20 protein-coding genes and 2 pseudogenes are annotated in these 25,968 nt (G+C 44.5%); 12 read left to right on the top strand and 10 right to left on the bottom strand.

What is annotated here, in order from left to right:
• Nucleotides 1-26: 26 nt before the first annotated feature.
• The 3 genes and pseudogenes from IQ270_RS08510 to IQ270_RS08500 all read right to left on the bottom strand — a co-directional run bounded on the left by IQ270_RS08510 (nucleotide 27) and on the right by IQ270_RS08500 (nucleotide 1,897).
• Nucleotides 27-293: a hypothetical protein gene (locus IQ270_RS08510; protein ID WP_228056177.1), complete on the bottom strand. Its 267-nt coding sequence runs from the start codon at nucleotides 291-293 to the stop codon at nucleotides 27-29.
• A 291-nt stretch (nucleotides 294-584) separates the two neighbouring features.
• Nucleotides 585-767, bottom strand: a pseudogene (locus IQ270_RS30815) (transposase); the annotation flags it as partial.
• Between the two features lie 24 nt (nucleotides 768-791).
• Nucleotides 792-1,897 (bottom strand): annotated as a pseudogene (locus IQ270_RS08500) (IS630 family transposase).
• Between the two features lie 77 nt (nucleotides 1,898-1,974).
• Here IQ270_RS08500 and IQ270_RS30810 point away from each other — a divergent pair.
• The 6 genes from IQ270_RS30810 to IQ270_RS08470 all read left to right on the top strand — a co-directional run bounded on the left by IQ270_RS30810 (nucleotide 1,975) and on the right by IQ270_RS08470 (nucleotide 9,305).
• On the top strand, nucleotides 1,975-2,364 hold the full coding sequence (locus IQ270_RS30810) for a transposase (protein WP_339384396.1): 390 nt from the start codon (nucleotides 1,975-1,977) through the stop codon (nucleotides 2,362-2,364).
• A 552-nt stretch (nucleotides 2,365-2,916) separates the two neighbouring features.
• Complete coding sequence (locus tag IQ270_RS08490; protein ID WP_193972790.1) at nucleotides 2,917-4,545, top strand: site-2 protease family protein; 1,629 nt, start codon at nucleotides 2,917-2,919, stop codon at nucleotides 4,543-4,545.
• Between the two features lie 280 nt (nucleotides 4,546-4,825).
• Entirely contained in the window at nucleotides 4,826-4,978 is a 153-nt protein-coding gene (locus IQ270_RS08485; protein ID WP_193972789.1) for a hypothetical protein, read from the top strand.
• A 603-nt stretch (nucleotides 4,979-5,581) separates the two neighbouring features.
• The gene (locus IQ270_RS08480) at nucleotides 5,582-6,532 is read left to right on the top strand and encodes a PIN domain-containing protein (protein ID WP_193972788.1); all 951 of its coding nucleotides are present in this window, start codon (nucleotides 5,582-5,584) and stop codon (nucleotides 6,530-6,532) included.
• A 341-nt stretch (nucleotides 6,533-6,873) separates the two neighbouring features.
• Nucleotides 6,874-7,518, top strand: coding sequence for a hypothetical protein (locus IQ270_RS08475; RefSeq protein WP_193972787.1), 645 nt, complete (start codon nucleotides 6,874-6,876; stop codon nucleotides 7,516-7,518).
• 722 nt (nucleotides 7,519-8,240) lie between these two features.
• On the top strand, nucleotides 8,241-9,305 hold the full coding sequence (locus IQ270_RS08470) for a glycosyltransferase family 32 protein (protein WP_193972786.1): 1,065 nt from the start codon (nucleotides 8,241-8,243) through the stop codon (nucleotides 9,303-9,305).
• Nucleotides 9,306-9,562: 257 nt separating this feature from the next.
• Here IQ270_RS08470 and IQ270_RS08465 read toward each other — a convergent pair whose 3' ends face one another.
• The gene (locus tag IQ270_RS08465) at nucleotides 9,563-9,811 is read right to left on the bottom strand and encodes a hypothetical protein (protein WP_193972785.1); all 249 of its coding nucleotides are present in this window, start codon (nucleotides 9,809-9,811) and stop codon (nucleotides 9,563-9,565) included.
• Between the two features lie 1,284 nt (nucleotides 9,812-11,095).
• Between IQ270_RS08465 and IQ270_RS08460 the strand changes: the two genes are divergently transcribed.
• Together IQ270_RS08460 and IQ270_RS32255 are read left to right on the top strand one after the other, a co-directional pair.
• Entirely contained in the window at nucleotides 11,096-11,467 is a 372-nt protein-coding gene (locus tag IQ270_RS08460; RefSeq protein ID WP_193972784.1) for a BON domain-containing protein, read from the top strand.
• Between the two features lie 289 nt (nucleotides 11,468-11,756).
• Entirely contained in the window at nucleotides 11,757-11,957 is a 201-nt protein-coding gene (locus IQ270_RS32255) for a Na-translocating system protein MpsC family protein (RefSeq protein WP_339384395.1), read from the top strand.
• Between the two features lie 111 nt (nucleotides 11,958-12,068).
• Here IQ270_RS32255 and IQ270_RS08450 read toward each other — a convergent pair whose 3' ends face one another.
• Complete coding sequence (locus IQ270_RS08450; RefSeq protein ID WP_228056176.1) at nucleotides 12,069-12,719, bottom strand: response regulator; 651 nt, start codon at nucleotides 12,717-12,719, stop codon at nucleotides 12,069-12,071.
• A gap of 479 nt (nucleotides 12,720-13,198) precedes the next feature.
• On the opposite strand from IQ270_RS08450, the gene IQ270_RS08445 reads away from it, so the two are divergent.
• Both IQ270_RS08445 and IQ270_RS08440 read left to right on the top strand, forming a co-directional pair.
• On the top strand, nucleotides 13,199-14,002 hold the full coding sequence (locus IQ270_RS08445; RefSeq protein ID WP_193972783.1) for a DUF2267 domain-containing protein: 804 nt from the start codon (nucleotides 13,199-13,201) through the stop codon (nucleotides 14,000-14,002).
• 354 nt (nucleotides 14,003-14,356) lie between these two features.
• Nucleotides 14,357-16,981 (top strand): EAL domain-containing protein, encoded by a 2,625-nt coding sequence (locus tag IQ270_RS08440; protein ID WP_339384393.1) that lies wholly within the window; start codon nucleotides 14,357-14,359, stop codon nucleotides 16,979-16,981.
• A 440-nt stretch (nucleotides 16,982-17,421) separates the two neighbouring features.
• On the opposite strand, the gene IQ270_RS08435 is transcribed toward IQ270_RS08440, so the two are convergent.
• Both IQ270_RS08435 and IQ270_RS08430 read right to left on the bottom strand, forming a co-directional pair.
• Nucleotides 17,422-19,074 (bottom strand): alpha-amylase family glycosyl hydrolase, encoded by a 1,653-nt coding sequence (locus tag IQ270_RS08435; protein ID WP_193972781.1) that lies wholly within the window; start codon nucleotides 19,072-19,074, stop codon nucleotides 17,422-17,424.
• 436 nt (nucleotides 19,075-19,510) lie between these two features.
• Nucleotides 19,511-20,230, bottom strand: coding sequence for a response regulator transcription factor (locus IQ270_RS08430; RefSeq protein ID WP_193972780.1), 720 nt, complete (start codon nucleotides 20,228-20,230; stop codon nucleotides 19,511-19,513).
• 399 nt (nucleotides 20,231-20,629) lie between these two features.
• Between IQ270_RS08430 and IQ270_RS08425 the strand changes: the two genes are divergently transcribed.
• Entirely contained in the window at nucleotides 20,630-22,486 is a 1,857-nt protein-coding gene (locus IQ270_RS08425; protein ID WP_193972779.1) for an ATP-binding protein, read from the top strand.
• Nucleotides 22,487-22,726: 240 nt separating this feature from the next.
• Here IQ270_RS08425 and IQ270_RS08420 read toward each other — a convergent pair whose 3' ends face one another.
• A complete protein-coding gene (locus IQ270_RS08420; protein ID WP_193972778.1) occupies nucleotides 22,727-23,254 on the bottom strand; it encodes an orange carotenoid protein N-terminal domain-containing protein in 528 nt (175 codons plus the stop codon).
• Between the two features lie 326 nt (nucleotides 23,255-23,580).
• Between IQ270_RS08420 and IQ270_RS08415 the strand changes: the two genes are divergently transcribed.
• Nucleotides 23,581-23,946 carry a hypothetical protein gene (locus tag IQ270_RS08415; RefSeq protein WP_193972777.1) on the top strand — a complete coding sequence of 122 codons (366 nt, stop codon included), beginning with the start codon at nucleotides 23,581-23,583 and terminating at the stop codon, nucleotides 23,944-23,946.
• Nucleotides 23,947-24,074: 128 nt separating this feature from the next.
• Here IQ270_RS08415 and IQ270_RS08410 read toward each other — a convergent pair whose 3' ends face one another.
• The gene (locus IQ270_RS08410) at nucleotides 24,075-25,331 is read right to left on the bottom strand and encodes a glycerate kinase (protein ID WP_339384392.1); all 1,257 of its coding nucleotides are present in this window, start codon (nucleotides 25,329-25,331) and stop codon (nucleotides 24,075-24,077) included.
• Nucleotides 25,321-25,653, bottom strand: a complete 333-nt coding sequence (locus tag IQ270_RS08405) for a DUF565 domain-containing protein (RefSeq protein WP_193972776.1) — start codon at nucleotides 25,651-25,653, stop codon at nucleotides 25,321-25,323. Before IQ270_RS08405 ends, IQ270_RS08410 begins: the two co-directional genes overlap by 11 nt.
• Nucleotides 25,654-25,968: the final 315 nt, after the last annotated feature.

Raw genomic sequence — 25,968 nt, 5'->3', positions numbered from 1 at the left:
CGCTCGCGATTCATCGCCCGCATCGCTCAGGCACTCAATTTTCCCAGCCGTTCCTCAATAGCGGCCATCCGCTCCATCACGGGGTTAAGACTTGAACTTACAGTTTTGTCTACAATATCTACAATATTTGTAGATATTGTAGACAGCGCTGTAGACGTGCCTGAGACTTCCTTGAGAATGCGTTGTGCAGCTTGATTAACCGACTCACCGTCTAATCTCTGAGCTTCTATCCAATTCAGGAAGTGACCAGAAGCTCTAAACGATACAACTTGAATTTGACTTATTGTAGACATCTGTTTACAGAATTTGTATACACTAACTGATTACTGGATACATTGTCAAAAATTGTCTACAGAATTTGTTTACATGAAAATCGCCGACATAGAAATCGGGCTTGGCCGTCAACCAGAGATAACCACTGCCAATCAGCACAAACTTACTAGGAGCGATTTCTGTCCCACAGAAAGCTTAAAGCTTCATCAGGTCGGAGCCTTCAAAGTCCGTCTGCCGAATACTCCTAAGCTGTTGTGCCTTTAAATAGGGTATAATAAAAATTATGGCTCTTCCTTACTTGGTATGCCAAACTAACAATTAAAATACCAAGTAAGCAAACATCTATTTTTGTATTTTTCAAAATTCCTAAAGCCCTACGCCGAACGTTTTATTAACTTAAGCTTGTTATTGATACCCTCAACAGTACCACTTGTTGTCCTATTGTCAAAGTAAGCAATTATCTCATCCATCCAATTGGTAATAGTGTTCACAGTAAGCTGTCAAACATCTAAAACGCATTAACTCGCGTTACCTTTATTTTTTACTTTTCGGTTCCATTTCATAATTACTTCTCCTTCATTTAACAATTTATTTAACAGGAATTTTAGTTTTTCAATAGATTCAAATAATCTATTAGCAACATATTCCTTCGCCGAATGCCATACCAACTCAACTAAGTTATAGTCCGGGCTATACTTGGGCAGAAACTCTATGATTAGATTAAGCATCTCTGCTGCTATTTTATCCAAAATCTCTGCTATTTTATGAAAACTAGCATTGTCCAAAATAATCACAAACTTACAGCCTTTATCTTGAAAATCTTCCGCTAAATTCCCTTCCAATATCCACTCGGTTCTTAAATCTGCATAAAAATTTTTCAGCACTGCATAAAATTTAGCAGAATTTCCAGATGGAATAAAATCTACCCATCTTTTCTTGTCTGAATATCTCACTCCACCCATGATATTAATACGACCCTTTCTTCGGTCTCCTCTTTTCTTGCTTCGAGTCCCTTTTTTACACCAATTTTTCCTTCTAATTACTCTTAAACTAAATCCACTTTCATCCCAAAACCATACCTGTAGAAGAGCTGGAGATTATGAATGCTATTCTTAGATACTCAGCTAATTTATCTTTAAATAAGCTCCTCTCTACGGTATCTTGCTGAGAATTTAAGCTATATTTAGCGAGGGAGATAAACCTACTTTTTTGATTTTAAAATCCTCCTTACTTGGGTACTACTCAACTCTATTCTTGTCTTCTCTCCTAGATATATTGCCAGTCTGGCTGTCGTTCATCTCCAGAATTCATAGCCACATTGCTCAGGCTCTAGTTCAATTATTTCTAAAAGTAAATTAATGTATTTTTTTGTAGCTTTTCGGTAGTTATCCTTCATTATCTCATATCTAAAACTATCTAAATTATCCGGGTTGCCCTGAATGCTCCAGTAAGCGACTTTCCTGAGATAAGATCCAATTAATTCAGCAGTTTGAGCTTGTGTATCTCCGTTATTTAATCACAAAACAATTAAGGCTCTTTGCCGAATGTCTGGATATTTATGATCTTTTAATGCTTGTTGCAAAGCTTGCTTTGTTTCGGAACTGAGGAAGTTTTTAGTAGGCATTTACTTTTTGTAAATATGATTATATTGTACTAGACAATATGCGTTTTAGATGCTGAACACCTTATCAACTCGAAGATGTGAATCATGCTTTGTGCAACGCTCATCATTTGCGAGAACTCCAAGCCCTAGAGGAAATTGACCAAGAATCTTGGGCTAAGTCAATGAAAAAGCTTTTGCTCTTAGCTTGTAATTATAAACATCGCTATCCCAAAGGTATTCCTGAAAATATTATTGCTCGCATCAATCAACTATATGAGCAAATTCTCAACCGAGGGCTTGATTTTCACTCTTCTCAACCACCTTTAAAGCGCAAAGGTCATCGAGGTCGAGTAAAACGACGAGTTGGTCATAACTTGTTGTTGCGGATTCAAAATTTCCGAGGTGATGTTTTACGGTTTCTGACGGAACCGGATGTTCCGTTTACCAATAATCAAGCGGAACGTGACTTAGGATCGCGAATTAAATAATTTACACATAATTGTGGGACGGGCTCTCCCGCCCATCCCACAAGAACAATAAAAATGGTAAGTTATTTAATTCTCATTCCTTACGGATGATGAAGTGTAAGCAGAAAATTTCTGGTGGCTTCCGCTCGTTTGATTTTGCGGTTTCCTTCGCCAATATTCGTTTTTTTCTTTCGACTGCATCTAAGCGTGGTCTTAATCTTCTGGAAGTTGTTACTGATGGGTTACTTGGTAATGTCTCTGTTTTCTTTCCGTCAAATACTACTAGCTAGGCAGTTACATTTTTTTGCCTTTGTTCCCGATTCTGGCATCCGAAACCAACTCAAATCTGTGAAAAAGCTACGTTTGCCCAACCGCGACTAATCTTCCCGCTGCCCGATGTGCACTACCCCTCTGGGCCGCTCTCGATCGCAGTCGGTGGAATATCATAAAAAGTCTCTTGTGTCAATAGCCTCGCGCCTGCAATATTAAAACAGCAGCAGGCGCCGATTGTGGGCCGAGTAGCCATCAGGGGTTATCCTTAGTAATCAGGCTAGTTTCCGACAGGTTTGGATAATGTTCCCAGCAACTATATTTCATATTTCCCAAAATTTAATGCTATTGCTCGACCGCAGCGCGATCGGCAGATTTAAGCCCGTATTGGCGCAAGCAACCGGAATGCCGATAATTGGCTCGGAAAATACGGCAACAATTGCACTCTTATTGATTGCTGCAGGAATTCTGAGTTGGGGATTTTACCGTGCCAGACCCTTTGGCAAACTGGGAATTTTGGCTTGGTTGCAGTCAGTGGCGCTGATGAGTCCTTGGCTGCTGTTCTTTAGTTTGTTCGCCGCCGGGATTTACCTCAATCTAGTGGCAGTATTGTTGCTGCTGGTGACATCCACAGGATTGTACATTTATCTGGGCCGACAATTGCGTCAAGCTGCCTCGGACTCCGCGCCAAAGTCGCGCGATGCTGCTGAAGTAAAGTCCCAAAGCGATAGTTTGTGTACCCCTGACTCGCAGCCGGACTCAGCCAAAGAAACCATTAAGATAGTCACACCGCCACCTGCAACTAATGAATTAGAAATAATTCCGGTTCCAGTAGAAGACCTTAAGGCAATTAAAAGTATCTTTGGCATCGATACTTTCTTTGCCACAGAAACAATTCCCTATCAAGATGGGGTGATCTTGAAAGGGAATCTTCGGGGAGACGCCGAACAAGTACACTCGCGTTTGACAGCAAGTTTGCAAGAAAGATTAAACGATCGCTACCGCCTATTCTTAGTAGATAATCAGGACGACAAGCCGATAGTTATTATCTTGCCGAGCACAAACGACCCGCAGCCAACAACCGTATCTCAAAAAATCCTAGCAGTCGTGCTGCTGCTGGCAACAATTGCTACTAGCTTGGAAACAGGCGGTTTGCTGCTCGGTTTCGATTTCTTTAACTCGCCGGATCGATATCTAGAAGTTCTGCCGATAGCGGCGGGAATTTGGGCGGTTTTAGGCTCTGGCGAAATTGCTCGCCGAGTGGTGGCAAATCGGTACGAGGTTGGCTTGAGTTGGCCGTTTTTTATACCAACTTTGCAGATTGGTTGTTTTGGGGCGATCGACCGTTTTGAGTCGCTGCTGCCCAACCGTAAAGTTTTGTTTGACATCGCTTTTGCCGGAGCTGCTGCTGGGGGCATAGTTTCTATCCTAATGTTGGTAACGGGTTTGCTGCTTTCTCACCCTGGTAGTTTGTTTCAAGTTCCCGCAGAATATTTCAAGGGTTCGGTTTTGGTGGGAGCTTTGACAAAAGTGGTTTTGGGTTCTGCCTTGCAGCAGCAGATTGTTGATGTTCACCCGCTGGTAGTTATCGGTTGGTTGGGCTTGGTAATCACGGCGATTAATTTGATGCCGGCGGGACAGTTGGACGGGGGTAGAATTGTGCAAGCAATCTACGGCCGCAAAATTGCCAGTCGCGCGACTCTGGCGACGTTTGTGGTGCTGGCGATCGCTTCTTTAGTTAATCCCTTGGCTCTATATTGGGCGATCGTGATTCTGATTTTACAGCGGAATCTGGAGCGGCCGAGCCTCAACGAACTGACTGAGCCTGACGACGCTCGCGCGGCTTTGGGTTTGCTAGCTTTGTTTTTGATGATTGCTGCGCTGTTACCGTTGACTCCGGCTTTGGCAGGCCGTCTGGGAATCGGAAACTAATGCCGTTTTCGATACCGAAAAGCGCAACAGACAAATGTCAGATGCAGTTAACAAAGCTGCAAGATTAGTTGGGTATCGCTGCATTCAATACCATATTGGCACTGTGGTTTTCGGATGGAACCAAGCACAAAGGCAAGAAGCAATATTGGGTAAAACACCCAGTTTTTTGTACAAATACCTACAGCAAAACTCAAGGAACCAGTTAAACAAGTGTGCGAAGAATACGGCATTAAATTTGTTGAAACTGAGGCCTCAAATACCAGCAAAGCTAGTTTCCTAGATGGTGATTTTGACAAAAAACCACCAAGGGTGGAAATCAAGCCCAAAGCCAGTTACACCCGGAATGTACCGCACAGGGAAAGAACAATTAATCAATGCTGGCTTGAAGGGAGCCGCCGACATCATGCCGAAAGCAGAGACACAGCTAGGCTGAAGTCTAGTCAATGTCTGTAGGCGAGTTTTGAACCTCGCTACCAGATTTTTGATCTGGGAAACCAAAACTAAAAAGCCGAGAGGTGTGGCGAGGGGCCCGCATCTTGGCAACAGTTTAGAATCCCCTCAGCTTTAGCCAGGGGAAAGTTCGATCGATCGATTAAAAATAACTTCTCCAGAAATTGGGTCTAAAACCCCTTCTTCAGCGGCCGGCTTTGCATTAAGATGGATGTGCCAAGGTTAAACTCCATCACCATCGTGAAAGTGTTAAGACACACTTTTGTGTAAAAATTGGGTACAGTGCCGCGACAACACTTAAAACAGCGAGAAAATTAACGCCCGATCGGTACCAAAAAATACATAACTTGGTTGAAATCAATTAAGTAGGGCGGACACACCCAAACTCTAGGCTTGTATCCTAGTAAGCTTTTGGAGATAGTCCCTCTGGCGTGACTGTGAATTAGGCTTGGCAATTGGTACTGCTGTACGGTTGAGAGGTTTAAGAACTGCCGCAAGGACATAGCACTTAAAGGACATTCGCACAATTAATCATCCCCGACTATGAAAAAGCGGGGAGTCTTAACTGAACATCTAGGATAAAGTCATGGCTAATCAACTTCCTCCTGTATTGGTAACTTTTGATGCAGATGTTTTGATGGCTGGCAGAACCCAAGTGTGGCAAGAATATGCCAAGGTGGGAACTTGCTATATCCCGGAAGTAGTGTACGACGAAATAGATCGTCTCACCGACGAAGCGGTGGAACCGGCCATCGAGAAAATCGCTAGGGAATTTATGCGCTTTTTTGCCGAAAGCGGCTGGATTGCAACTGACGCTCAAGAAACGCATCGCACTCTCGAGCCTTCGATCAAAAATCAAAGCAAGCCAGCAATGCTCGTGGTGGCGACGGCTCAGTGCGTTTACGGTTTGGCCCAGGAACACCCGGAGTCATTGGTGATTTTTGTGTCTAACAGCCAGCCTCTGCTGAAACGGCTGGCTTCTGTGGGGGCCGAGAATCTCTGCGGAATTACCGGGGCGATGCTGTTAAATTGGGCGAGGAAAGGGGAACGCCCTCCGGCGGCGACTCAGCAATTGCAAAGTTTGATGCGCTCCCTCGCCGATCGCCAATCGACTCAACGCTCTAACAGCAGAATTCAGGATGCTGCTGGTGGCAAAACCGGGACTTCTGCTAGCAGGTTAACGGGGATGCGTGGCGCTTCTGAGTTGAACTCGGCGAGCACTTTTACTAAAACTAATAGCACGGGTTTCACTGGAAACCGCAGTGCGACTTCGCGCCCCAAAACGCCGCGGCGTCCTCGCGAGGAACCGAAAGATTACGAGCCTGCTGTATATCGGAGCAAGCATATTACAGCTCCGAAAAAAAGGAACGGCAATTTTGTGTCTGTAGTGTTCAATTTTTTGGGAGCGTTATTTTTCTTGACAGTAGCGGTGGGTATTTTGTGGCGAGTATTTGATGTGAGGGGTTTTAGAAAGATTTTTGTGCCGGCTCTACCGCAGCCTGTGCAACAATTTGTTAAGTCGATCGACCCTAAGTGATCGGGTAGGCAGAAAATTATACCTTCAGCTCCGGCTGACTTCTGCCTGCGGTCATCGCCAATCTTACACCTTGGGAAAAATAAACGAGCAATTGCATAAATCTTTGATCGAGTAACCGCAGATGTCAGGCAGATAAACACACCTATCGAGCAGATGAATGCAACGCAAGTCTATTGGATAGCACCCTGGGTTAACCAATCAATTCGCTCCTCTAAATATAGCAGTAAGGTACTTGTGGCGCACCTTGCGATTAAAGTTCTTAGCCTTAGCCCGCTGGGACTTTTTTACCGCAATCCTCAGAAGATGAACGCTTTACTCGGTCGCTGCAAAAAGGCATCGCCATGTTGAACTGGAACGAAATAATTAGTGGATTGGCCTGTGCTGTGGCAGGTTTTGCCTATGCTGTAGTCTTTTTTGTGCTTCTTCCGTTCAGACAGTACGATTTTGCGGCACCGCTTTGGAGCATTGCAATGGCGATCGCCCTGATTGTAGCAATGAATTGGCTGCTGTCTTCATCGTTGCTAACTGCGTGGAGTTGGGTGACTGCATTATTTGCTTGTCAGATCGTACTCATATTGTTTGGTAGCCTGTTTCTGGGAGACGGGCTGTACCTGCCAAGTTTTTTGTTTTTCGGAACTATGCTAGTAGGAGTTGCGAGCATTTATACCAATTTTTCGCAACAAAAAACACTACTAATTGTGGCTTTGTGTACCGTATTTTTCATAGCTTTAATTTACTTATCTTTGATTAGCAGCTATGCGCTCAAAGGCAAAAATCCGTTTCAGGGATCTTCTACCCAGATGCAGCCGCTGTTGAATCAAAGGGTAGAAATTATCACCGACAATCCCCAACAATTGTATTTGAATGGCAAAACTGGCGAACTCACGCATATTGACCGTTATGAAGTGACAGTGAAGCTAGACGATCAGACATTGATATGGCCTTATGTCTATGTTTGGTGGCAGGATATCAAGGCGGCTACTTAACACAAATCGTAACAATTATCAGCCTAAATCATACTATCAAAAATTTTGCAACAAGATAATTGTTTAGTTTGTTTGGTTTGTCAGCAGGGACGAGTGCCGATATATACCCTCACAGTCTTTCCACTGGGTTTACTTCCGGACTGTATGCTGGCTGAAATAGTAAAATCACATTAAAATGGTATGCTGAGATTTAAAGAGTGATGAAACCAGCCATTGTTATTTGAATTATCTATAAATCGAGAGGATACTTATTGGAAAACAGCTCTAATAATTTCTTCAAGCATACTGTATCTAGATGCGTAAACTCGTAAAAGGAAGTTTCTCCTGTCAGAGGTTATATTGCCCCGTAAAGCCACAAATAATATCATTTCTGGTTACACCGTCAGGTGATGTTGACTGTTGACTGTTGACTCGAATTTATTATTCCGATGAAGAGAGGATGTGATATAATACCAATTATCCAAAATGATGCAACGTTCGTAACTGTTGGGGAAAGTTGACGCAAGGTGGGTGAGAGTAAGGTGCGTCGCTCATCGATTGTCGCTTGCTGTCCTTCCTTTGAGATAGATTGATGGCGACGCACCCTACGGCTACTGTTTAGCGCTGGTTTACTCAAGAACAGGTGGACGAGTTGATTGAGTTTACCGCAAAATTCGCACCTTAGTATATTCTTGATTCTAGCCTAGTTGATTTTGTAGTAAAAACTTACTCAGTATAAAAATATGTTATCTCAGAAAGCTTTGTTACAAGAACAATTACAAAACTATTATGTTGATTTTGACATGGCTATGGGAAAAGGAACGGGGTATTTTAGGCAGATTGAAAAATATCAAGGTAATAACCTCGACTCTTTCAATTTTTTTAAAACCTTATATCAAAAGAATCACTTTTTAAAGGTTGAACCTCAAGAGAATCCCAAAATTCCCCAAATTATTCATCAGATATGGATTGGGAACCGTCAAATTTCTTCAAAATTACAGGAATACCAAAAAACTTGGAGAGAACAACATCCACATTGGGAGTATAAACTTTGGACTAATGAAGAGGTAAAAAACTATACCTTTGTCAACGAAGAGCTTAAGTTTTTATTTGACCAAGCTTTAACTATAGGTGAACGAGTTGATGTACTGCGATACGATATTTTGTACCAATATGGTGGAATATATGCTGACTGCGATTGTATTTGTTTAAAGCCGTTGGATGTTTTTGTTTATTGCTATGACTTCTTTGCTGGTATGTTCCATCCTATGTTTGCTACAATGGAGACAGCGGTTTTTTTGCAAAATTGTCTGATTGGAGCCAAGCCCAAACATCCGATTATCAAAAGACTAGCATCGCTATTGGTGCAAAATTGGGACAACGTAGAATATAAAGAAGACGAATTTTATACTACTATTAAGCGTACTTTTTATGGACTGACGCTGGCGTCGATTGATGAGGCAGGAAAATCTAATAATATAGATATTGTTATGCCTCCAACCTATTTTTCTCCGATTGCTACCTATCCAGTATTTGATATGATGACTAGGGGATTTAACGATACAATACTGGGATTGTTTAATCAAGAGTTAGCCCCCTATTCATCATTTAAGGATTGCAGTTTTGCTCATCATTATTCAACCAAAGAATGGGTAAAAGATATTTATTCTACTATAAGTTTTAAACATCAAGGATGGACATTGTTTAATCTGGAAGATTGGTGGTTATTTTTGATAGCAAAAGTGCAGAAAAAAGCTGGCAAAAAGCAAATTGTAAGACAAACTTTTGAGGAGCTTATCTCTCGTTAAGCTAGCTTTATTTTCAATGTTTAAACAATAAGGGTTTAAGCTGTAGCGACATTTAAATTTATGTCAAAATAAAACAATGAGTGGGGTGGGCACGCGAACCCGCCCTGAATATGCAATGTTTATTGGCGCGACAGCTTACAGGTAATGTGCCGGACATAATATCGCGGCAATATCAGAGCAAAAAACAGTTTCTGCGTCCGAGACACTAATAAAAAGAAGAGGATTTGACCTCTTCTTTTATTGCTGCAGTTTTTGCTTTAAGCACTTTTCTGTTGGTCAAAAAACGAATCCTGCCCTTGTTCAGTCGATATTAAATTCCAGCCTTGAGTTTGTAGCTTCTGAAATGTTGCCCATCCCTTAGAACCGTCCGGTTCCTTGTAGTCGGGTGCAGCGAATTGCGGAAAAGCTGTATAAGGCAGCCACGCTTGACGTACTTCAGTCCGCAAGTGCAATATCTTTTCTCCATTACCTCCCAATCTCGGCAACCAACACATTTGTTTTAGCATTTTTAACACTCCAGAGTTTTGCGGTAACGGTGATTTGCCAGCATCCCCAATTAAACTTTTAGAACCCTCAAGCCACTGCTCGGAATATCTAACAGGTAACAGGGACGGATGAGATTTTCACCGATTACCAATTACTAAGGTAGCAGCAGTCGTCAAAGTTGATTTGGGTCTTGCAAAGTTTCCCAGTCAAAAACTAGAAAACTAATCCTGCCAAGGTATAAGCAAAAATAATCATTGCTATTGTCTGCTCAAACTTGACTTAAAGGCGATCGCGCGAAAATCCAGTTGTACAAGCCATTAATTTTTCTGGTTTTCCTTGCTTGATAATTACAAGCTCATGCTCCTCCTTTCCGCCTAAAATGACATCTTTCTAAGGTATTAGCTCTGTCAGCGATAAAATGTTACTTTAGTTACAAATATTAAAATGTCCTGACTATTTATATTGTTATCAAAAGTTAAATTATTTTTCATAAACAGCCGTTAATAATTTTTAGTTACTTTAACTACATTTGCTGTGGATGGGTGAATAGTTTGGGTGATCGACTCGACCAACTCCAAATCAGCCTAACAAACTGCAATTGTTTTTATTAAAAAAAATCGACCTAATTATGAGTTGAGGTAATGCTACAAATACCTGATTTTTGTGTTGCACAAATTGGCGGTAGTTTAAACTAAAAATATATACTATTTTCCAGAAAACACGCCACTAAATTCTTCTATTTTCTACCGCTGGAGCGATGAGAAAATGCGAGCTGGAGTTGTTGCGAAATTGTCGGACAATCGTCTATCTGATTGCTGCATTACTAAGGATCGCGAATTAAATAATTTAGACATAATTGTGGGATGTCCCGCCCGTCCTAGCACAACAACAATAAAAATGGTAAGTTATTTAATTCTCATTACTAACTTGGCGGATGCGAATATTGGGCAGTACCGGACGTACAAAAAAATCGTAAAATTTTGGGAATAAGGCTTTAAGTTGGATTTACCGGAACGGTAAGTGCAGATATTTGCTTGAGTTCGGGACAATTTATGTCTCCAGGCAGATGATCAGCAAACTTGTAAAATATTAAATTGTATTTATGGATGGCGCGTCAAACTCAATAAACCGGGTTTTTCTACCGGGCAAAAGGGTGGAAACGAGGTTTTATTGTATAAAAATTTGGTTTCTGCGTCCAAAAGCGCGATCGCAATTCCTAGTATATAGGATAACAACTGCACGGTGGCGTGCCAACTGTCAACTAACGCAAGAATTAACACAAACTTTGTGGGAGGACAAACTCTATGGGCTGGTTAAAAAGATTGTTTGGTTTAGAAAAAAAAGAAAATCAAGAAAATGTGGAAGCTCCTGCTTACCAAGCACCTGTAGCTCAAGCTCCAGCTCAAGCTGCTGCGAGTCCTCAGACAATCCCGCCGGAACGCATGGGATTGAATGGAGAATACGATCAAAGCGGTTTGGCTAAACGGGTGGCTCAGGCCTTTGATGCAAATCCTGATGTTGCGGATATTGAGACTGTTTATGTGGCGCAACTGGGGACTACGGTGGTTCTAAAAGGTACTGTTCCAAGTCAAGAAATTGTCAACAAGTTGGCGACAATTGCTAAAGGTGTCAAGGGTGCAAGTGCGGTGGAAACCAATCAAGTTACTGTGGGCTAGCGCGACCGTTCCGTATAAGAGTTAACAGTTAACTGAAGACATATCCCCTGGCGTCCCCCTTAAAAATCGGGTAAAAAAAGTATTTTTTAGCGTCCCCGCAAGGATGCGGGGGATGCTCCAAGGAATCTCCCGACAGCCAACAGTGTTAACTAAACCGTATTGGTTGAGAAGGGTTAATTGTTAACAGTTTTTTTAAGTTATCTTGCTGTATCTAAAAAATATGACCGGGGAAATTTGAGTACCTACTCGCGGCAAATTAGAACGGAGTCTTGCACAGGGAATCCAAGCTTTGTACCGATATCTACTCGGACATCAAACGAGTCAGGCGCAATGCAATCTTTTGGATAATAAATTGATAATTGCGCTCGAAAATGCGATTACTCAGCCTGAAAAATTGCTGGCTCATAACGGTCAGGAAGATTTGGCTTCGCAGGTACGATCGCAATTAGAGTCTGTTCTGGAATTGCAACTAAAAGACTCAATCAAATAGATTTTAGGTGTGTGAGTGATTTGCTCAGCGATGCGACTTTGGAGACTGGCCGCACGGGAACCACAGCAATTTTGGAGTCTGCACCTAAAGTTCGCGATTCTAGTTCTAAGTCTAAAATTCAACCAGAAACGGCTGATAGTTGAGTTGGTAGTTGATAATAGTTTCTAAATCTTTGATGTTAAAAGGTTTAGAAAGGTATGCAGTGCAGCCGGCTTGGAGAATCCGATCGCGGTCTTCTGCTTTTGCTAGTGCTGTGACAGCCACAATCGGAATATGTATCAGGTCGGGGTTTTGTTTGATGCGCTTGACTAATTCTATACCGTCTATATCCGGCAAGCAAATATCGAGTACAATCAGGTCTGGAAGTCGATCGACTGCTGCCGCCAGAGCACTGTACCCGTCAACGGCTCCCACGAACTCGCAGCCGAACAAATCGAGTATTTGCGTCAGTAGTTCTAAGTTGTCGTGATTGTCGTCTACAGCCAAAACTAATGGACGCCTGTCAATCGCCGATTGACCGTTATTTAATGGCGAGGATTCCAAATTCTGATTCCAATTAGGGTAGTTCATAAACGCAGCTCGAAAAACGATCGTCAGAGTTGTATCCGAGGCATTCCTCAAGTGGCGCTCCGGCACTTGAAACAGATTGGCTCGTATTTGTAGCTCCTCGATGGTCAGTCTTCGGTCTAGCTCGATTGTATAATATCGCTGCCAGTTGGAGGCACAGACTGCACCACTCGATCGATACCATAGCATCTCCATAATTTTACCGATCGAGACCGCAAACTATCAACTCAGCCAACGGCGGGTGGCTCAGCCTTGGCAACCGGGCGCGATCGCAGCGGAAAAGTATTGCAAGTAAAGCTTCCTACCTTAATTGCTGTCGTTGCTCTCAAGAGTGGCGGGGGCTTTTCTGAATCATACCTAACACACTCCAGGACGCAAAAAACTCGGTTTCTACTAAAAATCGTCCATATATCCGACAGATGCTTGAGGCAGAAACCGGGTTTTTGACACTGCCTGCGCCCGAGACTGTAATATTAGACGGCAGTTGCCATAAGTTAATCTACCTAAATAAAGATTCTAGCAAACACAAAACTTTAACAACTTCCACCTGCTGAGAGATACTTGTTGCCTGCGGTTTAGAGTTCAATATTTTTAAGTAATAATTCTCACAAGTTTAGCAAGTAAAATATCAGTTTTTACTTGGTGTTGACCAGATATTAACCTAGGAGATTTTGATGACAATTGCAATCAGAGATGACCTGACTTACATTTTGCTCAAACAGATTGGCAGCGGCAACGGTACGGGAGAGTCGGAAATTAGGAAGGCAGCCCAAGAGTATGTCGGTCGAGAGGTGGCGGAAGCCGAATTGCTAGGTCATTTGGACTACCTCAACCAAAGGCAATTTATCAAAGCGGAGTTTAGCGGACAGCCTTACGGAGGGGCTGAGTTATTGCCGCCTTTAGTGGCATTTCAAAAAGCCGATTTAACCGAAAAAGGTCGCAAACTGTTGCAGAAACTGGAGACAAATCCTCCTAAGTCCCTGCATCAAGAAGGGTCAGCAGTTCCGATCGCCACTAAGGATATGCCGTTTTTGGAAAAAGTGATGGTAAACGGTAACATGGAGGATATTTTTGATGCGCGCGACATTACCGAATTAGTGTACCGGATCATGCGCGATTTGATGACGACAGAAGCCAGCGAGCGCGTGGAAGCCGAACTGCACAAAGAAGTTTTGCCTACAGACGACAAAACCCTGCAAAAAGAAATAGCAGACCTCTGGAAAGATACGAATCCGCTGGTGGGATTGCTGAGCCGGGTGCGCCGGCCTTTGACCGGCGAGCCTGCACCTGTGGGAATCGATTCCAATTTGTTTGCTTTTCGAGTGGAACAAGAAGGCGCACTTCCTTCTGGAGTCAAACCGGAAACTGCGATCGCCGCTGTATTTTCGGCAACGAAGGATGAATTGTCCGAAGAACGAATTCAGGAAATAGCAGGCTTTTTGCCCGACAGAATTCGCGAAATTTGGAAATCGGCTTAACCGGACATTTCCGAGTAGAAATACTTACAAACCGGGTTGAGGAACCAGCATTCTGTGGGTATTTCCAGAAGCAAGTATCATCAACCCGGTTTCTCCATGCGCTCCAATAGGTTTGTAGTGAGGAATGCGAGTCCTCATAAAAGTCTTTTGAGAAACCGGGTTTTTCACCGAAATTTGTCAGTAAATCAAAATCATCCCCAGAAACCAAATTTCTCGATTCCGGGTTGAATAAATCGCACAGACGCAGCGAAAGTGTTGTAATCTTATAATACAGGGCGAGTTAACACAGCAGCTCGCAAAAATGCTGTCAACAGCCGGAGATCAAAAGGGATGGCCCGCGCAAAAGTTAGACAAATGTCAAGATCGACTCTAGAACAAGAGATATTACTCAATCGAATTACTAATCGCATTCGCAAATCTTTAGAACTGCAAGAGATTTTGACGACAACGGCGCGAGAAATCCGCAGCTTTTTAGGCAGTGATCGGGTAAAAGTTTATCGCTTTGAAGCAGACGGTAGCGGCGAGGTGATTGCTGAGTCGATCGACGGCGACAATTTGCCATCTCTGTTGGGTTTGCGCTTTCCGGCTGGCGACATTCCCAATAGCGCCCGCGAAATGTTTGTCAAAGCGCGACAGCGAGTGATTGTAGATGTCCAATTGCAGCATCAAACAATTAATCGGTTAGACTGTCCCGAAACCGGCAAAACTTTACCCGTTGAAGATATTCGCTATTCTCCTGTAGATTCCTGTCACGTTGAATATCTCAAGGCTATGGGGGCGCTTTCTTCTCTGACGGTGCCAATTTTGCATCAAAATCAGCTTTGGGGGCTGTTAGCCTGTCACCACAGCCAACCGAAACGGTTTAGCGATCGAGAATTGAAAATAGTGCAGTTGTTGGTGGATCAGCTTTCAATTGCGATCGCCCAATCTTTTCTCCTCAGTCAAGCCCGACAGCAAGCGCGCGACGAAGCAGTTGTCAACCAAATTAGCAGTTTGCTGCACTCTCCTCTGGAACTCAACGAAATTCGGCAAGCAGTTCTCGAACAAACTGTCAAGCATTTGCGCGGTTCGGGAGGGCGGCTGTACATTGCAGCCGAGTTTGGCGATCGACCGGCTAAACTTTATACCTGCGGCCAGCAGCCAGGGGACGGAGATATTGAACTCAGCGAGTTTTGGCAGCAGATCATGGGGTTTGCCAATTCAGACGATCGATCGCCAACTGCCGACAATACCAGCCAATTAGGTATTTTTCAAAATCTGTATTCCGAGCATTACAGTTCAATTGACACAAATATTTCCAATTTAATCGTACCTCACTTGTACGCGATTTCCGATCTTTCTCAAGAACCGCAACTCAAATCTTTATCTGCAAATTTTCTCGCAGCTGACATTCGGTCATTTTTGGCAGTACCGCTGCAATACCGACAACAGTGCATCGGCTGTCTCACCGTTTTTCGCAGCGCCGTAGAAACCGAAATTTGGTGGGCGGGCAGTTGCAGTTCCGACGCCCGGAACGATCGTCCCCGACAGTCCTTTGCAGCTTGGAAAGAAATCAAAACCGAGGAAGCTCAAAAGTGGAGCAGCGACGAACAGAAGCTCGCCAAATCTTTGGGAACTCACCTGTACATGGCCGCCATGCAGAGGCGCGTCGAGGCGATGATCCGCCATCAAGCTTCTCACGACCAACTAACAGGTTTACCGAATAGGTTGCTGTTTAATGAAAGGCTGTCTTTAGCTTTAGCAAACGCTCACCAAAACGCCGAAATGCTGGGGGTGATATTTCTAGATTTGGACAGATTTAAAAATGTTAACGATACTCTCGGACACCCCGTGGGCGATTTGTTGCTGCAAGGTGTATCTCGGCGTTTGACTAACTGTTTGCGCCCGGGGGATTCGATCGCCCGTTGGGGCGGGGATGAATTTACTTTGCTGCTGTACAATATCAACAGCCCAGAGGACGCAACTAAAGTTTGCCAGCAAATTATCCTGAGTTTAAGCAGTCCTTTTGATTTTGACGGTCTGGAGCTTTATACTAAGGCTAGCTTGGGAATTGCTTTGGCTCCTTACGACGGAGAAGATGCAGAAACTTTGCTAAAAAATGCTGATGCTGCGATGTACAGAGCGAAACAGAAAGGTCGGAATAATTATCAGTTTTACACGCGGGCGATCGGCACTCAAGTCTCCGAAGAACTTAACTTAGAAAATCAGCTTTACAAAGCTCTGAAAAAATCAGAATTTGTGCTGCACTACCAACCGCAAATCAACTTAAATACCGGCAAAATAGTCGGACAGGAAGCTCTGATCCGCTGGGAACATCCCGAACGCGGCTTGATTGCTCCCGATCGATTTATTCCCTTAGCTGAGGAAACAGGATTTATCTGCCAAATAGACGAATGGGTGCTGCGGACTGCTTGCTTGCAAAATCGAGCGTGGCAATTAATGGGATTGCAGCCGGTGCGGGTAGCTGTGAATTTATCAGGCCGCCAGTTTCTGCAAGCTAACACGGTACAAAGCATCGCTAAAATTTTGTCAGAAACCGAGTTAAATCCCGAGTATTTAGAAATAGAAATCACCGAAAGCGTTGCGATGACTGATGTGAATTTTACGGTGTCGGTATTGCTGCAGTTGCAGGAAATGGGAATTCAGATTTCTCTGGACGATTTTGGTACCGGTTATTCTTCGTTGTGGTCTCTGAAAAACTTTCCGCTGAACAATTTAAAAATAGACAAATCTTTCGTGGCAGATTTGCTGAACGGTAGCAACGGTGCTACGATCGTCAAATTGGCGATCGCCCTGGGACAGGGCTTGAATTTACAAGTGATTGCTGAGGGAGTAGAAACAGTAGAACAGTTGGCATTTTTGCAGTCGCTTCAGTGCGAGATGGGTCAGGGTTACTTCTTTAGCAAACCATTACCGGTGGCCGCCGCCACCCAGTTATACCTAGAAAATCAACAAGGCAAAATACCTGGTTTCAATTAACAATCGGTTTGTAGCGAGTCCTGCGAGTCCTGATAATTAGATCCCACAACGGTTAGGATCTTTTCGAGTTCCCAAATCATTGCTATTATTACCTCCTGCCTCCTGCTGTACTTCATAAACCAGGAATATGCTGTATTTCTTGTGTTCAGATCATCGGTTTGTAGTGAGGACTTTAGTCCTCACTACAAACAAATTTGATTGTCCTTAAGATAGGTTAGGATCGAAAACTTAATAACTTAAACACCTCCTACACTCCTCTCTCCTGTAAGTTGCAAGAAAGAAGGAGGCAGAGCCTCCGGATCTGCATTACCAGGCAGAGCCTGGTAACGAGCAAAACAATCAACAGTCAGTAGGGGCGATGCCAAGAGTGCCCGCCCTCTTAACTTAACAGTCAACAGTCAACAGTCAACAATTCCGGATGAGTGCAAGTGGAATTGATATTACTGCCAAACAAACACTTTTGCTTCGTATTCTGGCAAGTCAATCAGAATATTGTCATCGCCGGATTCAACATCATAATCTCCCGTCCACTCGTGCCAAGTTCCGTTGGCCGGGAAGTGGGGAACGCTGTAACCTGCTAGATAATTTTCCGACATATTCGCCACTACCACAACTCTCGAACCTTCGTCGTTCCAGCGAGTGTAAGCAAACACTTTAGAGTCGGGGTCTTCGTGGAAAAACTCGATGTTTTCTGTGTAAAGTGCTTGGTTGTTTTTACGCAGGTGAATCAAGCCTTTGTAGTATTCCCACAAACCTTTATTCATGTCATTTCCTAGCAGCGTCCAGTCAATTTTAGCTTGCTCGATTGTTTTTGCTTTGTATTCGCCAAATTCTTCGCCCATCCAAATCAGCGGCACGCCAACTGCAGTCATTAACAGCGCAACTCCCAACTTCGCCCGCTTGAATGCTGCTTCATCCAAAATTCCGCGATCGCCCAATTCTGAGAATAGGCGATCGTGATCGTGATTGCTCAAATAATTGACTACATTTGTAGCACCCAAGAAACCTTGCCGCTTGCAGTCGATTACCTCTTTGAGCCGCTCTAAATCAAAATTATCGCCGCACAGTTGGGGAATTATGGAGTGATAGAAACTGTCGTGCCAGCAGCCGTCCATCGGCCCGTCTAGATTCGTGATGCTAGGATCTTCGGGAATGTATTCGGCAACGGTATAAAACGGTTTGGGGCCGGCGACACTTTTGGCTTCTTGAACGATCCAGTGCATGAAATCGTAGTTGGCAATTTGTCGCGCCGCGTCGAAACGAATGCCGTCGAGATGGTATTCTTGAATCCAATAGCGGACTGTATCGCCGGCAAATTTGCGCGCGGGGTAAGTTCCTAAGTTTTCGTCGTAAAATTCGTAGTTGAATTCCGGGCCCCAATTGTTGTCTGGATCGCGGGGGGCGTGGTGGTACCAATAGTCGTGATCGATTTGGGTGAGGGGGCTTGATGATTCGGAGTGGTTGTAAATCCCGTCGATGATGACGCGAATGCCGCGGGCGTGACACTCGTCTATCATCTTTTTGAGTTCTTCTGTGGTGCCGTAGCTGGATTCGGCAGCGAAGAAGTAGCGGGGGTTGTAGCCCCAACTGTAGTCCCCCGGGTATTCTTTGAGGGGCATGAGTTCGATCGCGTTAACACCGAGTTCGGTTAGGTAATCGAGTTTTTCGACGACGTGCTTGTACTTGCCGCGGGCCAGCGGATCTGCTTCGCCGCCGGAAAAGTCGGCAACGTGCATTTCGTAAATCACTAATTCCCGATCGGCAGGAAGCGGTTTGTCATCGTGTTTCCAGACGTAGGTATCGACAATGCGCGAGCCATCTTTGATCCGAACAACGGCGTTTTGAGTCGGATCGTCAATGTCTGTCGCGTAGGGATCAAGCACATCTACCCACTGATCTGCTTCCAGAAACCAGCTTTTCGACTGCACGCGAAATTTGTATTGATGAACGCCATCCTCCAAATCAACTCGGGTACTGAAATAACCTTCTTCGTCCTTTTCCATCGGGATTTCTTCCCAATTAGAAAAACACCCGATCAAGGCAGCTCCTTTGTTGTAGGGAGCAAATAACTTAAATTCAATTGGAGCGACCATAGTACCTCTTTTTAGAATATTTCAGTAAAAGTTGATAATGTTAATCTCGCAAAATTAAGCGAACTCAGGCATCAGTCTGCGGATATAAATTTTTTAACTGCTTAACTATTCCTAAAAGTAGGAGTATCTTGCTCCTGCCGCAGCATTTTGTGTGAAATCGCGCCAGTATTCGTAAGTTCGATCGCAATTCTGCTAATTGGCGAACGAGCTACCTAAGCTTTACTAATCCATTCGTCATTTTGTATCTATCTTAAGGTATATTTAGTTGCACAAGTATTGTTTTAAATATCTGCACTGGGATAGATTTAAACTTCAAATCTAGCTTTTTTTCAACTTGAAACTATGCGGCTGGGTACTGGCGGCGTACCTGAGATTATTGGGAACACTTCGCGGCCAGCACCCTAGTTTTAAGTTACTTTTACCTGCTGGTCGTGCTTCATCCCACCAAGCCGGAACGGAGGGCGAGTACGGCTGCCTGAGTGCGATCGTCAGCGCACAACTTGTTTAAAATATTGCGGACGTGAGTCTTGACTGTACCGACAGTAATGTACAGCTTTTCGGCGATCGCAGCATTGCTGTAACCCTGCACAATCAGTTCCAAAACCTCTAATTCCCGCTCGGTTAAAGGGTAAGTTTCAATGATGTGACTGAACTCGGGTTCGGCCGCCTTAATTGTGACTCTTTTGCCCTCAGCCTTCGGTTCTTCCGGGGCCGACTCTTTCGTGCGAGCTTGTTTCAGGACAATGCGGGCGATCGCCGGATCGATCCAAGAGTTACCTTCGTGAGTTACTTTTACGACATCTAATAACTGATCGAAGCTGATATCTTTCATGCAGTAAGAGTCAGCTCCGGCGGCAAAAGCTGCCAGCACTTCTTCTTGATTGTCCTGAAAAGTCAGGATCAAAATTTTTGTATCTGGATCGGACTCCGTTACCGATTTTTTGAACTTTTGTGTCAGTTCAATGCCGTCAAAATCCGGCAAGCCAATGTCTACAATTGCCACGTCAGGCTTTGAAGACTGAAGCAGTTTCAATCCGTCTGTAGCGTTAGCTGCATCCCCGACTACTTCTATCGTGTCACGCTGTTGTAAAGCTGTGCGGATGCCGACTCTTGTCAAGTCGTGGTCTTCTATCAAAGCAACGCGAATTTTACTCATCTTTCTTCCAATAGTCCACTAAATTTTTAAAATATGGTCAACTAACTCAGCTAAACTGAGTAAATTTGAGAATGTGTCCCGATTTAGGGTTTGACAACCCGCACATCTTTTTTAAGCATACTCATGCAGTCACCCTGTTGCAAGTTAATTTTTAAGTTGTTTTGCTGCGATCGTCGGCGATCGCCGGATCGCGGGACGCTAAGCTTTGAATGTTTTAACAGTTTAACTGAATTACGTTATTGTCCGCCCGTTGATAGAGGTAAAGATAACACTACCCAGATAGATTGAAAGTATAAAAACTTTTGATGCACTTGGGCAGTCAAAATAAACAAAGCTAGCAGCACCAGTCTGGAATCGATGTTAATGCTCTAGTTGAATGCTTATTGATAAAAACCAGTTATGACTCACTATCAAGGCAATAACTATTTTAGCGCCGATTTTTCGGACAGGGAAACATTACACAAAGTATCAGAAATAACCTCCCCCCAAGGGCAAGTTGGCGACTCCGAAACTCAGGACGATCGCCCTGCATCGCCAGTTCCTCACATAATAGTTTGGAAAGTAAATGCCAACGGCCAGGCGACCTATTTGAGTCCTTGCTGGGAGGAGTACACGGGGGTACCAGCATCAGCAGGATTAGGTTTCGGCTATCTGGCGTGCGTCCACCCAGAAGACCGCCCCCGTCTGTTGGCGCGATCGGGCCCGAATGTCAGGGATGCACAAAGTTACGAAATAAAATTTCGTCTCCAAACGCGCTGCGGCACTTACCGCTGGAACATAGCTAGAGGCTCCCGGGCGAACCCAGACAGTCAAGATTTTTTAGAGTGGGTGGGAACCTACACAGAGATGGACACGATCGAACAAACTCAAGCCTGGCCAGAAGGAGAACCAGAATTTTGGCACCCTCAAGCCTGCTCGGAACCTAACTTCAGAGCCGAAAATTTGTGTGAAGTTATAAAGGTAACGGATGCAGCAGCAGATTTGCAGGCGATCGAGCGGTTTACAAATCTGTTAAGCCAGCGCGCGGGTGACTTGTCCGAGTTGTTGCAAGCGCTGGCGGATGCGACTCTGGAGGCGATCGCCGGAGCTGAATTTTGCCTGGTGGCGCTCCCGGAGGGCGATTGCAGCGGCCTCAAACTGATCGCTGTCGGAGGCGCCCAAAACTTTGAGAAAGGCAAAACCCCCCAGGTGCAAGACAAGCTGCTGTTGAAAGCGTTTGCGACGGGAGAGTCTCAACTGTGGTACTCTGACTCCGGCTCAGGCGTGCCGGCGGCGACTTGTGCAGCGGCGATCGAGTCGGGGGAAACCGGGCGTTTGGGCGTGTTGGTGATCGGCAACGGGAAAGAGAGCGCGGCCCTTGACGGATCTTTACCACTGCTGGCGGTGATGGGAAAACAAGCTGCGATCGCGATTAACACCGCGCGGGCGATCGAAAAATTAAAAAAGCAGGAACAGCTTTTAGACTTGCAAAACGAGCTACTGATTCGCCAGCAGGAAGAATTGGAAAAGCAGAGCCGCCGCATTCAACAGCAAAAATTGCAACTGTTAGAAGCAGCCAGGTTAAAATCGCAATTTTTGAGCATCATGTCCCACGAGTTGCTAACTCCCATGAATGCAATTATCGGCTTTTCGCAATTGCTGCTGCGCCAGCACAAACAACTGCTGAGTACCCAGCAAACACAGATGGTTGCGCGCATTTTAAATAACGGCAAAAACCTGCTAGTGCTGATTAACGATATCCTTGACCTCTCCAAAATAGAGAGTTGTAGCACTCAATTAAAAACAGAAGAATTTGATTTAGCGCACTTAGTCATGGATGTCGCCCTGGAATTCGGAACTCAAGCCACCGAAAAGAAAGTGGCAATTTCAGTCAACGTCTGCTTGCAGGATCAGTTTATAGTTAATGACAAGTGGCGGCTGCGACAAGTTTTGGTCAATCTGATTTCCAACGCGGTTAAATTCACACATCGCGGCTGCATTTGGATTGAGGTGGGGGAATTAAATGGCGATCGGCTAAATATCACCGTTCGCGACACAGGAATCGGCATCGGTGAAACCGATCTGCCCCACATTTTTGACAAATTCCACCAAGGAGACCAAACCATAACCCGTAATTATCCAGGTACCGGTTTAGGACTAGCGATTTGTGCCTCTTTAGTTCAGATGATGAACGGCACAATTACCGCAGAAAGTCAGCTTGAAAAAGGTTCGACATTTAAGATAGAAATTCCCCGAAAAATTCACGATAAACTATAAAAGTAAACAAGCAAGAACATAGCAACCCTAAACGATCGCACAAAACTTGTAGGGGTAGTGCCCCCGTGCCTACCCAGCCCCGTGCCTACCCTCAATCGGGGCAACCACGGGGGGTTTGCCCCTACAATAAATTATGCGAATGATGCGAGTATCGCTATACATGGAATATGCTGGATGTCCGCTCATTATCCAAATGCCGACTCGAATCTTCCTTTGTCCAGAAACAGTTGATAACGCCGACTAAAGACTAGAAGTTTTCCCTACTTTGTCCTGAGTTGCAATTGGTTTAACATCGGTGTAGCCCATATTATTAGCTACATCGCGCAGCACCGAAATTTGCTGTTCAAAATCAAGAGCTTCAATGTCACCCAACACGCCATTGACAGCCTCAGTTGCCTCATATCCTTCGGGGATATCCACAATCTTATCCCCCATCCCAATAGCCCAAGCATACCAAACCACCAACTGATTGTTAGCAGTTAAAGCTCCGTAAGCGCGAGAATAAGGCGTGTCATCGCGGTTGACAATAGCTCGCATTATATTCAGTTGTTCGTCATCGGAAAGGTTGTAAAAATCATCTAGCAGCACAGGAGCTAATTCGGGTTGGGCGGCGGTGGGGGCGGCTGGCGTAATAGAATCTCCCATTTCTTCGTAAATAAAGTAGAGCAGAGCCAGTTTTTCATCTGTACCCAACCCGTTGATTTTCTTAACCGTGTTTTGAGTATCGCTGGAGAGAGCGTGAGAATTGGTTTCGGCAGGTGAGTTCATAAATAAGTTCCTTAAAAAGGGTTACAAAATATATAAATATCAAGATTTGTAAGCACAAGTCACCATCCCCAAGAGGTAATGCAATTTTTGATTTGCGATTGTCTATTTTCGATTAAACAGTAGGAAATGACAGATTGTGTAAGGGTTTGGAGCTTGCCTAAACTTGCTTTCTTTTGGGAAACCAATGTAATGTCGAGCTGCTGCCCTCCCAGAAATCATCCTTAAGATAGAAGCAAGGGATACATCTGCGGGTAGATGCAAAAATCAGGAAATTAAGCAAGGATCAAAAAAGTGAATTGTTAAATAAAAGTAGCAAGGAGTCAGCTATGTCTGAAGTCAGTAAAGAATCAAATAACTCTCAAACATTTGAGGCTCAGCAGATATCTGAAAATGTGGAAGCTGGAGAACAAAAGTTGCCGACGGTTGATGTATCAGCAGACTACGAAGCTTCCAAAGAATTCAGTGTTAGTGAAATCGATCGCACCAGTGCAGGAGCCCAAGCTGCGGCCGCTGCAACTAAACCTAAATTTGATATTCCCGCTCCTAAAGAGATCGCCAAGCCCGCAGATTCCAGCAGCAAGCCCGAGGATTTTCGTTCGATGGCTAAGGAAGTTAAGCCCGCAGGTGCACCGGGGAATGTTACTGACGATTTGGTCGAGAAGGCGATCGACCTCGGTACTCCCGGCAGTTAATTTAGCCTGTCTCAATTGAAGGCAGGATGGTAATATCATTTCCGGTCGATTGCACGTAATTAAGGTAGGGGTTCACTTCACAAAAAAGATTTGCCAATAATTGACAATCTCAAAAACCCGCTCGACTTTTAATCGCTTTCAATCGATCGGACATAATTTAAGTCGATCGCCCGACCAATTTTTCCGATCGCCCGAGATCCCAAAATTTCAATTACCAAATCCACCCGATCGCCCGAAAGCATCGACTGAATAAATAACTCAGGATGCAGGGCTTTCCAGAAATATTCCACAAACCGATTAATTTCGTCCTCTCCCATTCCCGACTTACCAGCCGCGATCATTTCCCGTTCCGCCTGATTGCGCCACACTTGAGAAAGGCGGTAATCTCGGGGATACAAAAGCATCAACCGATCTAATCGGTTCCACAGCGGCAAATAGTCGTGCAGCCTCGCATTCATATCGCGCGCAAACTGACAGTCGCCCTCTGTAGAAATCGGAAACGGCGCCTCCGCCAAAAACTGGTTCAATGTCGCCTCTGCGACTGGATTCACCCCGACAAACCAACCTTCAAACAGTACAATATCCGCACCGAAAATAATTTCGGGTTGAGTTCTATCTCCCGCACCACCGCAGGCCGATTTGTCAAACCGGGGAATTTCTATTATATTGTTAATTCTATCAGTTTTAAAGACATCAGATTTTAGATTGTCAACTGCTAATTCGCAACTACGAAAACCGCGCAGCTTGTCTAAAACTGCTATTCCCAAGTCAATATCGTGAGTTCCCGGAGGGCCTCGCCAAATTAGACGCGGATCTGCTTTTTGGAGTAGTTGGCGCTCGGCATAAGTCTTGTAAAGATCGTCTAAAGAGATGCTGACTGTAGAACATTTTAGTTTTCCCAAAATCAGATTCAAAACTTGGCATAAAGTTGTTTTCCCCGTTCCTTGACTTCCTAAAATCCCTTGAATTAGAGTTTGGTTTGAACTTTGTTTTTCATTCGATAATTGGATTGCCAGCGGCAGCCAAAGATTCCACAAAGTTTCGAGAAAAACAGTTGACTTTAGGGGGAAAGTATGGAGTTCGTCAAGCAGAGAAAAGAATAAATCGGTTTTGTGGCGGACAAAATCGGCTGCATTGTCAGGAGTAATGTTAAAAGCGCGCGAGCGCGCATCATCGGCAAGTTCCCAAGCAGCCAGCAATTCTAACTCGCCGGCGCGGATATTGGTTAGCGGGCGATCGCCAGTTATCCATGCTTCTAAAATTTCTACAGGAGTTAAGTTCGATCGATCCATCTTCTGCAAAATATCGGGCCCAAACTCACCGAGAAAGGGCCCGGCCCGGATGCCCTTAATCTTTGATTCGGTGTAGGAGTAGTCACGAGCCAAGCTTGAAAGCTTCCACAAATAAATTGTAAGTCACACCAATTTTCAGAGCATTGAGCATTTCCACCCACAAAAAACGGGTTTTTAGCCGCGGGAAACCATAAACCAGCAGGCTCACCAACTCCGTCAACAATACTAACAGCGCACCAGCGATAATATCCCAATCAGCCGACTGTCCGGCGATCGTCGAAATAGCTGTTCCCAAAAAAGTGCCAAACAGCAAGCTAATTAGCAACAGCGAAATCCGCCGCCAAGGATTGCTCGCCCAGCGTGTGAATTGCTCGCCCAGAACATCAATCAATCTGTTAATTCGGGTATTCTGCATAAAACTTAAAATTTATACTGTTGAGTGAAAAAATGCGGCTCCAGATTTACTCCAAATCTTTACCGGGTGTGTATGCCGGCATCTAAAATTTTAAATTTAACATCTAATATGGTGTTGACCGATCGCCTGAATGCGTTATAGCGTTTCAAGCGAAAGATGAGGTATGCCGAGGTATGCTGGAACCCTTATATTATCAAGCTTTTCTTGGCAAAATGGGCACCTCACTTTTTAGAGAAAGGCTATAGCTTTCGCGACAGACACCGAAAGCCCTGATCTTCGTTAGCCAAGAGGAGAGCTCTGAACGGTCAAGTAATT

Origin of the sequence: Microcoleus sp. LEGE 07076 (genome assembly GCF_015207455.1) — a bacterium.
Taxonomy (GTDB): domain Bacteria; phylum Cyanobacteriota; class Cyanobacteriia; order Cyanobacteriales; family Microcoleaceae; genus Microcoleus.
The sequence above is the reverse complement of the archived record's forward strand: the minus strand, read 5'-3'. Positions and strand labels throughout refer to the sequence as shown.

Coding starts and splice junctions, on each gene's coding strand:
- IQ270_RS08480 (WP_193972788.1), top strand. CDS start 5,582: ATGGCTAATCAACTTCCTCCTGTATTGGTAACTTTTGATGCAGATGTT.
- IQ270_RS08440 (WP_339384393.1), top strand. CDS start 14,357: ATGTCAAGATCGACTCTAGAACAAGAGATATTACTCAATCGAATTACT.
- IQ270_RS08425 (WP_193972779.1), top strand. CDS start 20,630: ATGACTCACTATCAAGGCAATAACTATTTTAGCGCCGATTTTTCGGAC.
- IQ270_RS08465 (WP_193972785.1), bottom strand. CDS start 9,811: ATGCTAAAACAAATGTGTTGGTTGCCGAGATTGGGAGGTAATGGAGAA.
- IQ270_RS08445 (WP_193972783.1), top strand. CDS start 13,199: ATGACAATTGCAATCAGAGATGACCTGACTTACATTTTGCTCAAACAG.
- IQ270_RS08430 (WP_193972780.1), bottom strand. CDS start 20,230: ATGAGTAAAATTCGCGTTGCTTTGATAGAAGACCACGACTTGACAAGA.
- IQ270_RS08415 (WP_193972777.1), top strand. CDS start 23,581: ATGTCTGAAGTCAGTAAAGAATCAAATAACTCTCAAACATTTGAGGCT.
- IQ270_RS08470 (WP_193972786.1), top strand. CDS start 8,241: ATGTTATCTCAGAAAGCTTTGTTACAAGAACAATTACAAAACTATTAT.
- IQ270_RS08450 (WP_228056176.1), bottom strand. CDS start 12,719: ATGGAGATGCTATGGTATCGATCGAGTGGTGCAGTCTGTGCCTCCAAC.
- IQ270_RS08460 (WP_193972784.1), top strand. CDS start 11,096: ATGGGCTGGTTAAAAAGATTGTTTGGTTTAGAAAAAAAAGAAAATCAA.
- IQ270_RS08435 (WP_193972781.1), bottom strand. CDS start 19,074: ATGGTCGCTCCAATTGAATTTAAGTTATTTGCTCCCTACAACAAAGGA.
- IQ270_RS08485 (WP_193972789.1), top strand. CDS start 4,826: ATGGTGATTTTGACAAAAAACCACCAAGGGTGGAAATCAAGCCCAAAG.
- IQ270_RS08420 (WP_193972778.1), bottom strand. CDS start 23,254: ATGAACTCACCTGCCGAAACCAATTCTCACGCTCTCTCCAGCGATACT.
- IQ270_RS08510 (WP_228056177.1), bottom strand. CDS start 293: ATGTCTACAATAAGTCAAATTCAAGTTGTATCGTTTAGAGCTTCTGGT.
- IQ270_RS08405 (WP_193972776.1), bottom strand. CDS start 25,653: ATGCAGAATACCCGAATTAACAGATTGATTGATGTTCTGGGCGAGCAA.
- IQ270_RS08490 (WP_193972790.1), top strand. CDS start 2,917: ATGTTCCCAGCAACTATATTTCATATTTCCCAAAATTTAATGCTATTG.
- IQ270_RS08475 (WP_193972787.1), top strand. CDS start 6,874: ATGTTGAACTGGAACGAAATAATTAGTGGATTGGCCTGTGCTGTGGCA.